The 12801-nt window shown below is 48.4% G+C and carries 11 protein-coding genes; 6 read left to right on the top strand and 5 right to left on the bottom strand.

Annotated features, from left to right (window positions below; all coding sequences use genetic code 11):
• Positions 1 to 45: 45 nt before the first annotated feature.
• From IPF95_11435 to IPF95_11415, 5 genes are all read right to left on the bottom strand, one after another.
• On the bottom strand, positions 46 to 1080 hold the full coding sequence (locus IPF95_11435; GenBank protein MBK6475302.1) for a metallophosphoesterase: 1035 nt from the start codon (positions 1078 to 1080) through the stop codon (positions 46 to 48).
• Entirely contained in the window at positions 1077 to 3563 is a 2487-nt protein-coding gene (locus tag IPF95_11430; GenBank protein ID MBK6475301.1) for a CotH kinase family protein, read from the bottom strand. Before IPF95_11430 ends, IPF95_11435 begins: the two co-directional genes overlap by 4 nt.
• Positions 3564 to 3565: 2 nt before the next feature.
• A complete protein-coding gene (locus IPF95_11425; protein ID MBK6475300.1) occupies positions 3566 to 4936 on the bottom strand; it encodes an O-antigen ligase family protein in 1371 nt (456 codons plus the stop codon).
• A gap of 12 nt (positions 4937 to 4948) precedes the next feature.
• Positions 4949 to 6481, bottom strand: coding sequence for a CotH kinase family protein (locus IPF95_11420; protein ID MBK6475299.1), 1533 nt, complete (start codon positions 6479 to 6481; stop codon positions 4949 to 4951).
• Between the two features lie 123 nt (positions 6482 to 6604).
• A complete protein-coding gene (locus IPF95_11415) occupies positions 6605 to 7000 on the bottom strand; it encodes a hypothetical protein (protein ID MBK6475298.1) in 396 nt (131 codons plus the stop codon).
• A gap of 597 nt (positions 7001 to 7597) precedes the next feature.
• Here IPF95_11415 and IPF95_11410 point away from each other — a divergent pair.
• Genes IPF95_11410 through IPF95_11385 form a run of 6 tightly spaced genes read left to right on the top strand, consistent with a single transcriptional unit; the run spans position 7598 to position 12801 of the window.
• Positions 7598 to 8527 carry a glycosyltransferase family 4 protein gene (locus tag IPF95_11410; protein ID MBK6475297.1) on the top strand — a complete coding sequence of 310 codons (930 nt, stop codon included), beginning with the start codon at positions 7598 to 7600 and terminating at the stop codon, positions 8525 to 8527.
• A 55-nt stretch (positions 8528 to 8582) separates the two neighbouring features.
• Entirely contained in the window at positions 8583 to 9473 is an 891-nt protein-coding gene (locus tag IPF95_11405) for a T9SS type A sorting domain-containing protein (GenBank protein ID MBK6475296.1), read from the top strand.
• 38 nt (positions 9474 to 9511) lie between these two features.
• A complete protein-coding gene (locus IPF95_11400) occupies positions 9512 to 10261 on the top strand; it encodes a hypothetical protein (GenBank protein MBK6475295.1) in 750 nt (249 codons plus the stop codon).
• Positions 10261 to 11031 (top strand): hypothetical protein, encoded by a 771-nt coding sequence (locus tag IPF95_11395; GenBank protein ID MBK6475294.1) that lies wholly within the window; start codon positions 10261 to 10263, stop codon positions 11029 to 11031. The genes IPF95_11400 and IPF95_11395 overlap by 1 nt, the downstream gene beginning before the upstream one ends.
• A gap of 3 nt (positions 11032 to 11034) precedes the next feature.
• A complete protein-coding gene (locus IPF95_11390) occupies positions 11035 to 11820 on the top strand; it encodes a hypothetical protein (GenBank protein MBK6475293.1) in 786 nt (261 codons plus the stop codon).
• 51 nt (positions 11821 to 11871) lie between these two features.
• The gene (locus IPF95_11385) at positions 11872 to 12801 is read left to right on the top strand and encodes a glycosyltransferase (protein ID MBK6475292.1); all 930 of its coding nucleotides are present in this window, start codon (positions 11872 to 11874) and stop codon (positions 12799 to 12801) included.

Genomic DNA, 12801 nt, shown 5'->3' with positions numbered 1-12801 from the left:
TCACTATCACACGATCCGAGCGGAGCACAAACTTGGTTCTAATGATCAAAATCCTCTTTTTAGTATTCTGCGGATCACCCATCCACTGATCAAGGCAACAATCACTCCGAACCAGAAATGTGGACCGGTAACGGCCAAACGGATCAAGTATGGTATTAGTCTCCAATTGAACTCAGGAACCTTACTTTGATGGGCCTGCCAATAATCCACATTGTAGGTCGTTGGAGCGGCCAATGTTTGGCCGGTCAGTGATATGCCTTTCCATTCCACCGTGCCGTTCTTTACTTCTGCAAGTAGCAGGGCATCCCGTGGTTCATCACGAATAGCACACTGGATGTAAGTGATATCTGGTGCGTGTTCCTGAAAAAAAATACTGGCAGGTGCCATACCGGCCATGCTACCACTGATCCAAAATACTTGGGCACGCCCTGCTACCTTTTTTACCAAGGGGTAAACATCCTTCATGTAATTGTTGCTGAATGCCGAGCGTGTGTTTCCAGCGAATAAAGGCGCATACCGTTCATTGTTTTCGGACCATATAGGACGGTGCGAAACGATGAATATGTTCTGTCCAGTGAAGCTCTCCAATCGATCTTGCAGCATGGCAAATTGCTCACCCTCCAGATTCCCGTTATTCAGCTCAGTATCCAGCAGAATGACACGATCCGGACCAATATCGAAGGATGTGTAGGTAGGGCCATACGAGCGTAGGTAGACCTTCCCTTCAACATCATGGTTCCCTGGTGCATTGAATAGCGGTGTGTTCAACTTCTTGAAGAACGAATCAACATACCTTGCACTGTCCTTATCCGCACTAAGGAACAGGTCTCCTGTACTTAGCAGAGCAGTCGCATTGAGTGCATTGATGGTATCCAAATTGGCCAATAGTGTGGCTGCCGGATAACCGCTTCTGCCAAAACTGGATCCGTGAAAATGGCCGCCGAACAACAATCGGAAATGGCCGCTGCTATCCGCAGGAACCACGGCCCTATCGTTGAACGGTGATGTTTGTGCACTCGTATTGATCACCAGCATCACGGCGCTGAAAAAACCTATCACTATTTTCCCGATCCTGATCATTTCTGGGGACCAACTGCTTTACCATCCATGTTAACTGTGTTGCCTTTACCTACGGTGATCGCTTTTTCCGCCTTTGTTGCATCCACTTTGACGAGATCCACGGTGCTTGGGCCGTAACGCATTTCCTCACCGTTAACGTCTATACCTATGGCGGCGCTTGTGATCACCGTGTTACTTGCCTTCAGTAAACTGGCCTCATTCACTTCTATGCCCTTGTTAACAGCACCGATGATAACGGACTCCAAGGACACGATCGCTGCTGCGCTGATCTTTATGCCAATGCCCGCGGTGTTGTTCAATTGGCTGTTCATCACTATTAGATCACCACCTTTGACCACTAGTGCTTCATCGCCCGCAGCATTTACTCGGCAATTCTGGATCATGGTATGGGCATACACCAATGTGATCTGGTCTTTACCACCTAGCACTTGACCATTGGTGATCGCCACGGAAGAACGTATTGCGAGAAGCAGATCTCTTGAGCGGTCTTCGCTGATCGTGCATTCTAGGAGTGTGATATCCGCTTCCTGGAACTGGAGTGATGCCTGTGTGGTATTGGGCGAGGAACCCATACCCTCGGAACGGACGTGCCGCCATTTACTTGGCGCACTCGTATTCTGTAGTCGCACATACCCACCACTACGATCGGATGAGTGTATGACGATCGGAGCATCCTCCATACCAAGCAGATCAATAGGCGAGTTTGAAATGATCCGTGCTCCTTTTTGTAGATCCAGATGCAATGGTGCACTGCCAGTGACACGATAGCCGGATGGAATGATCAGGTCTTTGTCCAGAACATGGTTTCCGGAACCGAATTGGATCGTTCCAGCGGCTTCATCAACACGCAAGAAACTGAAAGCGGACAATGGCGCAGGATCCTTATTCGGCCAAACGTCTGCTTTCATTCCGTCAACAAAGGCGAACGGCAGAATGCTCATTTCACGGAGTTTCGAGCTACCAACGACACTATAGATCAACTTGGTATCTTTTGCGAACACGGTGGTATCGGCAGTTGCAAATCTCAAGGTGAAAGGATCTCCTGCCCTGCGCTGGGTTCGAATGGGTACAATTGCCGGCCCTACAGGCATAACCTCTGTTCCGTTGCCAAGTTTCAGCATATGGACTTCGATCGGTAGCGTAACGATGGGTACTGCAATGACCGAGGTCGTATCGTTCCTAGTACCTCCTCTGTACGCATGGAATCCTTTGGGCACATCCAATATGGTGTTGATCACACGTCTGTTCCTGTTGTAGGTATCCAACTCGAGTTCTTTGTAAGGAAACTCCGCATAGATGGTCGCAGCAGCACTATCCAATGCGGGTTTCAACGCGGCCAAAGCACTATCCAAGTATTTTGGATCTGCAAAACGTTCCAGATGATGTATATAGGCACGGAACAGGACCGGATCACTGAACCATGCGGCGTGAATATCCAGTGCTTGGCTTTGTATGCCGCTCCATTGTCCAGAACCGGCAATATCAACGATAGCTTGTGCGCTGAAACTCTCGTAGGCAACCGGTTCGATCCGCTGTAGAACAGGATCATAGTAGAACTTGGCATCACTCCAATCCAAACTGCGATGACCGCCAAGGATATCCAATAACGCCAACCGACGGGCCACCTTATCGGCATCAAAAACCTTGGAAGCTGGCAAACGTGCGTGGCGGAATTCGCTCATAAGCGCCACGGCTTCTTCGAAATATCCGAGCTGCCTCGGGTCTTTGGCCAAACCTCCGGTACCATATGCATCAACGGCTGCTGCTTGGTACTCCGCGAATGGTTCATTGAACCGCAGGCTGTTCATTTCATTGAGCCGGTGAGCCCAGAAAAGACCTGGATCAAACCGGAAAAGCGGGCCTTCTACCCGACTATTGTTCTCCAGTAGATCCGGACCAAAATGCTCTTCGTACGCATATACTCCACGGTCTTCGCCATTGAATTCCACACGTATGAAACCGTATCGCAATGCCACAATGCCTTCCCCTTTTGCAAGTTGTTGGTGGAACCATTCATACAGGTAATTCCGTGTTCCCGGATGTTGTAGGCTGAAGCGCTTCATACCCAAGAATCCACCGTCCTTCTTTGCAATTACACGGAACGACCATTTATCGCCTTTCACGTGGTCGGTCATTTTTCCTTTTATGCGGATCTTAGCTTTGAATGTCCTGCCTTCCGAGGTAAGTTCTGCGGAGACGTAATCATTACCCTCCGGTATGATAACTCCTCGTTCCCTTGCAGCATCCACAACACTTTGCAACCGATCCAGTTCGTACTGACCAACTGTTATTGATAGCAACTTGGGCTCTACTGCAAAACTCTTTGGATAATTATGGTACCACTGTGACAAGAACGTTCGAAGACCGGGATGATCACGCTGCTTCAACATTCGATCAGCTACCCAACCGCCGCAGACCACCAAGATCGATGAAACGATAAGGATCCATACTACCTTTTTGCTCTTATTCTTCTTTTTGGCCATTATTAAATACTCGGTTTATATCCCGGTAGCACTTGCGGTACAGCATTCTCAGCTTCCGCGTTCAACACATTATCAGAACCTTGGAATTCAGGATCGGCAAGAACGATCTCTTCTTCGGAAAGCAGCGTCATGGAAATAACGAACAAGATGGTGAACGGATTGAGAGACCCCACCAACCACGACTCATAGGTAACTGAAAAGAGTACAGAAAAAAGTACGGCCATGCTCATCGGTGCGAATCGACTTGCCTTTATGAACACAAGGAACAAGCTCCTCATGTAGATGACCAAGCCCACGATCCCAACGTCGAACCATAATGAGAGGTAGGAGTTATGCACACCTCCTTGATGCCCCATGCTTTCCAAATATTCATAAAAACCACGCATGACATTCTCATCCGTACCGAAACCACCACCGAAAACGATGTATGCCTGCAATTGCTCCCAAGCAAACGCCCATGCAAAATACCGCCCACTACCTGACTCTAGCGTATCGAAACGGAAATACTCTTCTGCACCAAGGAACGCGACGATACCTTCAAGGTTGCTATACATGTACTCAAACAATCCTATGAACAGGAGCAGGGCCATGAACCCAACGAATACGGATCCCGAAAAGAATCGTTGGAAAATGAACATTATTCCCAATGCTATTAATGATGCACGTGATCCAGAGGATATCAGGAAATAGAGCAACGCTCCATAAATGATCCACTTTTCCCAATACCGGAAAAGCTTCGGATTGATGGAATTCATGACCGCGAATAGGATGGCTGTCAAATAGCAATAGAGTCCCAGTCCATTCGGATTACCGAAAATGCCACGGAAGCGTCCGTTCACGAACCCGTCCGGACCCAATCGAAAATACAGCCCAATGATCAGGACGGACATTAAAAAGAGCATCAAGTTCCGCATGAAAGGCCAGCCCTGCGTTCGAAAACTATACAGCACGTAATTGGGCACAACAAGGATCAGCAAAGAATACGAAAGGGTCTTCTGTACACTAATGATCAGAGAAGGTGAAAAAACCAATGGGAAAATACTGTAAATGGAAAAGGGCAGGAAAAGGGTAAAGACCTTTGCTAATGGCAAATAACGTCCGGAATCATTGAGGAAGAGCAAACTCATGAACACGATATAAACATTCTTCGCATTCTTGAATGCGTTGAGTGCGTGAATATCCTTATGTGCATCGGAGAGCACCAGAACCATGATGAAGCCGAACAGGATCTCCGGAAAATGTTCTCTATGTCTGAAGATCAGTATGGATAGCGGCAAGAGTCCATAGACCAGCACTGGTATGAATGCTGAGGCCAACACCCAAAAAAGGATGAGAACAAAAAGCTGTATTTCCTGACGAAGAAAGGTTAGCATAAGTGCTGGATGCTATTGGAACAATCCAGGGATCTGGGAACGTATACGCTCCGGTCGCGCTCGCAGGTAGGTGCGTATACGATCCACCTCCAGATGCCAGGTGACCATGTCCTTTGGCCTGCGCCAACGCGCTATATGCCTTGGCATTTCCGGTTCCATTCTTGATGCTATCCGATCCAGAACTTCAATGGTCCTTTTCGCTGAAAATCGCCCGTTGATCAATTCGTTCACTTTTGAGATGAAAGTCTGCCGAAGTTCAGGTGATCCCATACATGCGTTGAACAATTTCGGCATCGGCGAAGTTCGGCCCTTTATCCTTTCCAATAACGGGGCTTCGGGTTCTCCATAAGCACCAAGTCCTAGATCCATATCCGTGAGAATGAAATACCACCTACCATCCAGCGGAGCATCCATGGCCTGTTTTCCTGTGTATCGCCAGAATTTGACATTGGCATCAGGCCAATCCTTGTTATCCAAGATCATGACGGACGCCATGTAACTCAGGAAACCGTTGAGATCCAGCCGACCATTGATCTTCTTTACAAGATCCGGATCTGAAGGATCCAAAGCCAAAATGCTATTCAGGTCATTGTTGAATCGTTCGGCTTCCTTGGCCTTACCCAACAATTCATTGTTTCGCACCTCCAACATCGCGATCTGTTTCTTTTTTACCCCTGAACGCCTGGCCAATTCCTCCTCTTCTACTTTTTGGCGCAACTGGTGTAATCCCCAATACGTTCCGTTCACATATACGACACACGTTCTATTTTGCGAAATATCAAATGGCAGATCATTGCACAGTTCATGTGCCACTGCATCGCGGAGCATGGCTTTCATTTGATCATTCCCTGCGCTTCGCAGCAACAGCACCGTAGAACCTATTCCATCGCCATCATCAAATACCGGCACACCCAATGGTGTCTCGAACAACAACCGCAACGCATGGATCGGAAAACCACGGGTCAACTGACCATTTATCCGAATACCTACGGCCGTGTTGATGGTCTCATTTCCAGTTCCGTCCAGAACTTGCAGGAGACCGCTGCGTTGCCATGCTTTGCCCCGGAAATGGTAATTGCCCGGGTAATTCCACCAACGATTACTTTGAAGATGCGTATTGATCATATCCGGTGTTGGCCGTAGAACAGCGTTACCAGTAACATAAATACCGGTGTCCGGGTCAAAGAAAGCTCCTTCAGGAACCAAGATCGAGTAAACCGGTAGGCCATGGTGGTCCGCATTTATGAGCGTGATCAGTTGGGGTGGTTCGATGTGCCCGGTTTCCAACTGTTCCGCCACACGCACTATGGTTGCTATTGGCAACCCTGGATACGGATGTTTCCACGCCACAGATGTCGGATAGACCAGCAGCTTTTCCGCAGCGCGTCCATCAGAACCTGAGATCCTCACTATTCCGCTGGCTGGTAGATCTTTCCACGGACCGGCATCTCCCACAGCATATACCATTCGGCCACCTCCCGTTACCGTAAGATCAATGTCTCCATTCGCCAACGGCATGGCCTCCGTAGTAATCGGATCACGCACATGGTTTCTTGCGCTTGATACCGACAACGATGCGGGTGCACGAAAGACGGTCGCGGCGACACCACAAACACTTGCTGCTATTAATAAAGAAACTACACCTTTCATCCTCTCACCAAAAAGAACTTAGGATGATGCCTTCATTACACGCAAGATCAAGATCAGCGGCAATACCGCAATAAATGTAATTAAACCAGCACCACTGCCGCAGCCGAAACCAATTATCATGGCCATAAGTACTGCATGACCAGATTGCTTGGAACTATCAGTTCCACGTGCAAAAAGCAGAACTCCAACAAAGACCAAGGCAAATGCCAATTGCCCTTTGACCAGCCCTACACCGAGCGCTACTAAAGCCGCCCATATCACCAGTACGCGCATATCGGCAGGTGTAGACCGCAAGCCGAACCTAGCGCTGATGAATACAAGCAGCCCGGCAAGTAGTATGGCAAAAAGAAAATTGGGAATGTCCGTTACCGAAAAATACCCCATGTGATCAAGGAGGAATCCCTTCCAATTCATGCGCAGTTGATTTGTGCCAAAGCTAGTCGTTGGGCAGGCAATATGGGAATATCACGAATGGCATATTGCTCAGTATTGGACCCTAAGGTCCGCGGTCACTAGTGCAATTCGTCATATTCCTCCCTGCTAAGGTTGCCTCCTTCTGTTCGTTCGATCTTAAGACGTTTCTGTGCTTTGGATCTTATACCGATCGGAAGTTAGCCTGGCAGAACATTTTCCCGCATGAAAGTAAGGATAACGTACATCTGAAACTCCTTCCGATAAGCTTATGGCACGAGTAAAAACCGATCGCACTTACACGCTACTCCTGAGTACTCGAATCCAAATGGGATATCTTTGATACCGTTGGGAAGAAGGGCCATTGAAAAAACCATAACGCACATTCCCGTGTAACTGATGGCGATGAAAATTATTGGGACGAACTCTACCGGCTATCCTCAAACTCGAAACTTTCATGGTCTTCCTTTTCTGAAGTATAGGGTCGAGAAAAAATACAATCTTTATAAAATACCTGAATTCATTTACTTCAAGTTCGCTTCTTCCAGTAATTTCAAGATCAGCAATTCATTTTCTGATCTTGACATACATAATGTTGAGATGTACCATTTTTTCAATGCTCTCAGCTATGGTAAAACCCCTTGGGTCACCACATTCGAGACATCCTTACCTCGCTGGGGCAACAAAAACACGCGCAAAGGTCTGGAGTTGATCGCAGGTGCCTCGTGTAAAAAGATCATTGCATTATCTAATTGCTCAGCCGATATACAACGGGCCTATGTCACCAAAAACGCTTCGGAACTATTGGCTACCATAGAAGAGAAACTAATGGTACTGCATCCTCCGCAGGTATGTCCGCCGATCGAGACAATAAAAAAGGGTGCACAGGACAAACTCGTATTCACAATTGTGGGCAGCGATTTTTTCCGAAAAGGAGGTAAAGAAGTGCTCACTGCGTTCGATAGGCTTTATAAGAATGGAACGACTGATTGGCATTTGAACATTGTATCAAAACTGCACTATGGTGACTATGCATCGCGGAGCACTTTGAATGACCTGGAGTTCGTAAAAAAGATCATTTCAGGCTACCCGGACCATATCACACACCATACATCCCTTCCAAATCCTGAAGTATTGGAACTGTTCAGGAAAACGCATATCGCCCTGCTACCTACGTATGCTGATACATATGGCTATTCTGCTCTAGAAGCCCAGTCGTATGGTTGCCCAGTGATCTCAACGAACATTCGCGCACTGCCTGAGATCAACAATTCCGACATCGGTTGGTGTATAGATGTCAAAAAAAACGAACTAGGAAATGCTATTCTTAAAACCGAAAATGACCTTATTTCATTTTCCGATCACCTGACGGATGAATTAGAACGGACCTTGCGAGGCATTTTCGATCATCCTGAAGATATTGCCGTCAAGGGTTTGAAAAGCTTTAAAAAATTAGAACATTCCATTTCCAATAACACGAAGGTCCTGGAGCAGTTGTACGATGAAATAACCGGAACAGGTAAGTCCTAATTCAACCTTGGATCACGGCCATTTACTTCGATCTCTTCCATATATCTTTGCCAACATGTACAGTGCACGTACCTTCCTGTTGATCCCTATGTTCGCTGCCCTACACACGCAGGGACAAACCATGACCTTGCAAAGTGGGAATTTGACCATCGGATCTGGTACTACTGTTGAACTTGTTGGCCCAGTGGACTTTGAGATCATTTCGGGTGCTTCCATAGTGAATGATGGCCTGATCGAATTCGGTACGGAAGCCACTTTGACCGAACCAGCAAATGGACCGATCACAGGCACAGGAACGGAACATGCCTCACGCGACCTCAGCTCGGCATTCACCGATAATAATATCGCCGGTCTTGGGCTTTCTCTTACAATGAACACTGCCCTTGGGCCAGTAGATGTTACGCGTGGACATGAACCCTTGTTGGCGAATGGCACCATACCGAGCATCGCACGTTGGTACCGGCTGGACGCAGCCCCTGTACAGGGTTCTGTTCTGGACATTGCGATGCATTACGATACTTCAGAGCTGAACGGTGCGGATGCATCCGATCTTGTAATGCATAAAGCGCCTCTACCGACCGGCGACTGGTACGCATTACCCAGCATTTCACAAGTAGGGCCGCAACTCGTAACGGTGACCGATCCCGGACCATGGGATCATTTGACCTTATTCTCGCAGGTGATCAATGTTTCAGTGACCGAATATGCCAGTGCTTCCTCTTTCACTGTTTTCCCCACCGCGACCTTGGATCAAGTGCACGTGAGATCGATCGGAAACGCAACCATTACGAAGTGGGAGTTGTTCTCTGCGACCGGAGCATTGCTTGATGGAAGTAATTCACAACTGAGCGAGCGATCGTTCATTATCGACCTTTCAGACTACCCCACCGGTGCGCTCGTTCTGCGCTTGAACGAGACCCTTCGCTATCGCCTGCTTAAATTATGATCCTTAGGGCCATAGTCTTGTTTTCGACTGTTTGGCCTTTGATCGCAAACGCCCAATTGGATGTACCGGTGCGTTTGGAATTGAATGCGACATTGGAAAGTGACCGCCATGTTAGTGGAGTTGCAGAACCACAGATCAGAGATGCAGGAATTTCACTTCGCTCTTCACGGGAAATGAGCACCACTTTTGCAGTGGGTACGGGTAACACAATAATTTCTGCCGACCTTGTTCCTTCACCATTGCTTTATGCGGAAGGCATGGTGGTTACTGTGACCCCAGGTTCTGCAAATTCGGCCAATGCTCAATTGGACCTTAATGGCCTTGGCGCAATGCCGATCCGAACATTCAATGGTACGCCATTGGACAGTGCGGTGTTACTACCGGACATCCCTGCTCGTTTTGTTTTTGACGGCCAGTATTTCGTTCTGATCAGTGAAATAACGATTCCTTGTCGTTCAGGTTATAAGGCAGTTGGAGTTGACCTCTGTATAGAAACCCAAGCCCATGACACTGCGACTTTTTTCGAGGCCGTGGGATTCTGTGCAGCAGGTGGTGCACGACTTTGCAGGTACACAGAATGGATCGCTGCATGTCGCGCCGATGTAAATTTCATGTCTACAGTACCCAATATGGAATGGGTGGATAGTGCTGGGAATAACATCGGCGATGCAAAAACTGTAGGTATAGGATTCGATGGGCAAACACTTATACCCGGGGCTGGCTGTGGTTACGGTTCTACCATACCAGCCTTAGGTTATGCCGGGTACCGATGCTGTTCCAACAGATAATGAAGTGGCTCTTGCCAATAAGCTTTCTGACGATCAGCCCCTGTGTAGCGCAGGTCGGGATCGATGTGCCCCTCCAATTCACTGGACCCACTGGTCAACGTGGTATCGATGGAATTGCTTCACCAACTTCTGCTGATCAATTGATAACCGTGGGTCATGCCGTGTCCGGAATGGCGCATTGGTGCATAGCAGTGTTAAATGCGGATACCTTCGAACTATCTATGGATCCTACATCCGGCCCACTGGCCAGTGGCACCATGCTCCGATTTATTGCAACACAGGAAATCTCAGGCCCGGTCTTTGTGCGGATCAATGAATTGAACCCATATCCGCTACTGCGTGGTGATGGCATAGATCCGGTGGCCGGTCAGATCGAAGCTGGAGCGATCTGCGAATTGGTATTGAGCGATGGCGTGTTTACCCTTACAGCACCAAGCCGCCGCGGTTGTCCAGCGAGAACCGTTCAACTCAACACTCAAGTTTGCGTGGATAGTACGGTTCTGAATACTACACTCTATTACGAGGCCATAGACCATTGTGCATCCAAGGGCGGAAGACTTTGTACATGGCAGGAGTTCTTTTTAGCATGCACTCATACTGACCCTCCCCTTGGCGATGTCCTATTGAATTGGGAATGGGTGGATGATACCGCAAACCACACGCATACGCTGGGACAGGCAGGTGGTACTTCATGCATGGGCCAGCGCTCGGTGCCTACGTTGGATATTGTTCCGGGAGCAACACGTTGTTGTTATCATATCCGCCAGTGAGCAATGCGACCCATCCGCACCTTCATTCTATCAATCGCATTGATCGCATCCTGGGCTACGAACGCTCAGGTCAAAGTAGATGCGGAGATCATATTACAAGGTATTGGCATTGCAGATAAACAAGTCACCGGGTTGGACTCAACCACTGAAGAAAATGCCGCATTACAAGCAGGAATAGAACAAGATGGCACCCATAAGCTCGCTTTATCTTCAGCTAATGACTGGAACGTTACGGTAAATGGATCGACCGGACCACCTACCGTCGGGATGCAATTAGTACTCCGCACACCACTATCAATTCCTGGAGCGGTTGAACTTTTGGTTAACGGACATGGTCCATTTCCAGTTCGATATGGCCCGGATCAGCCGGTAGATGGTGACGATTTCCAGGTATCGACTTTTCTCTCCGTGGTGTTCGATGGTAATGCATTCCAAGTAATGAATGGCACAGTGAACGAAAGGCGTAACTGCCCGACCGCCACTGTGGCCGTAACTGATCAGTTCTGCATAGCGAATGAACTTTTCCTTGGAAACCCGATGACCTTCTTTGATGCCATACAGGCTTGTGACTCGGTTGGTCTGCGGTTGTGTTCATGGGCGGAGTGGTATTCAGCTTGCACTGTAAGCGATGAACTTAATATTTCCAGTATGTCCACTGCGTGGGAATGGACCAATGACTCTGCTAATGAAGACGGCCATGCACGCTGGGCCGGATATCAATCCTGCATAGCGCGTGGCAATGGCCCAGTAGCTGTACCTGCTCGGTTCCGTTGCTGTTTTTCACGATGAGCCATTTCGACCGATACCAATGAAAGATCGATCAACCCCGAGCAACGTTCCATGACCATTTCGATCATCATACCTTGTTACAATGCGGCAGAATACATTACGCGATGTTTGGAAAGTGTGTTCAGTCAAACCTACGCACCACTTCAGGTGATCTTGGTCGACGACGGTAGTACCGATACGACTGTGGATCTGATCCGTTCGACACCGGTACCGGTTGGAATCGAATTGAAATTGATCGAACAATCCAATAGTGGAGCGGCTCAAGCGCGGAATGCAGGCCTTCAACACGCAGATGGTACGTATATCCAATTCCTGGATGCCGACGATGAACTGCTTCCCGAAAAACTACACCGGCAAGCGCTGCTTGTGAACGCGAACAACGGTCCTGACCTGGTCGTTGCGAGTTATCGGATCATCTCTCCCACTGGCGTATTCGTGCGCGACGTGATCCAAAAGAATGAAGATCGCGATGCTTGGTCGGATGTAATGCAACACGGCCTGGGTATCACTTCAGCGATATTATGGAAACGCAGCGCCGTTCAGGATGCTGGGGGATGGGATGCTACCCTTGGGAGTAGCCAAGAATATGACCTCCTGTTCCGGATGATCAAGAATGGCGGATCGATCGTTCATGACCCTGCTGTGAATACTTTGGTCCATAAGCGGAATGATAGCATTTCACATACCAACCTCGCAAGGAATTGGGCGCGTTTCGTTGAACTTCGTGGTCGAATGATGGATCACGTCCGATCCTTGAACGATGGTCGGGACCTTCAACCCTATTGGCAAGTGATCTTTGATAGTATCCGTATTCTCTATGCACATGACCCAAAAGCTGCATTGAGCTATCACAAGACACTTCTACCTTCTGATTTCCAGCCTTCAGTTTCCCCAACCTCCGGCCGTTCCTACATAGTGCTTCACAGACTTTTTGGGTTCCGTGGCGCACAGAGGATCAGAGCCTTGATCACGAGATCTTAG

The sequence above is a fragment of the Flavobacteriales bacterium genome, assembly GCA_016704485.1.
Classification (GTDB): Bacteria; Bacteroidota; Bacteroidia; order Flavobacteriales_F; family PHOS-HE28; genus PHOS-HE28.
This window is presented reverse-complemented; position numbering and strand designations above follow the sequence as displayed.

Bases quoted from the DNA above. Each gene is read 5' to 3' on its own strand.
- IPF95_11385 (MBK6475292.1), top strand. From the start codon at position 11,872: ATGACCATTTCGATCATCATACCTTGTTACAATGCGGCAGAATACATT.
- IPF95_11430 (MBK6475301.1), bottom strand. From the start codon at position 3,563: ATGGCCAAAAAGAAGAATAAGAGCAAAAAGGTAGTATGGATCCTTATC.
- IPF95_11395 (MBK6475294.1), top strand. From the start codon at position 10,261: ATGAAGTGGCTCTTGCCAATAAGCTTTCTGACGATCAGCCCCTGTGTA.
- IPF95_11415 (MBK6475298.1), bottom strand. From the start codon at position 7,000: ATGAATTGGAAGGGATTCCTCCTTGATCACATGGGGTATTTTTCGGTA.
- IPF95_11390 (MBK6475293.1), top strand. From the start codon at position 11,035: ATGCGACCCATCCGCACCTTCATTCTATCAATCGCATTGATCGCATCC.
- IPF95_11425 (MBK6475300.1), bottom strand. From the start codon at position 4,936: ATGCTAACCTTTCTTCGTCAGGAAATACAGCTTTTTGTTCTCATCCTT.
- IPF95_11405 (MBK6475296.1), top strand. From the start codon at position 8,583: ATGTACAGTGCACGTACCTTCCTGTTGATCCCTATGTTCGCTGCCCTA.
- IPF95_11410 (MBK6475297.1), top strand. From the start codon at position 7,598: ATGTACCATTTTTTCAATGCTCTCAGCTATGGTAAAACCCCTTGGGTC.
- IPF95_11435 (MBK6475302.1), bottom strand. From the start codon at position 1,080: ATGATCAGGATCGGGAAAATAGTGATAGGTTTTTTCAGCGCCGTGATG.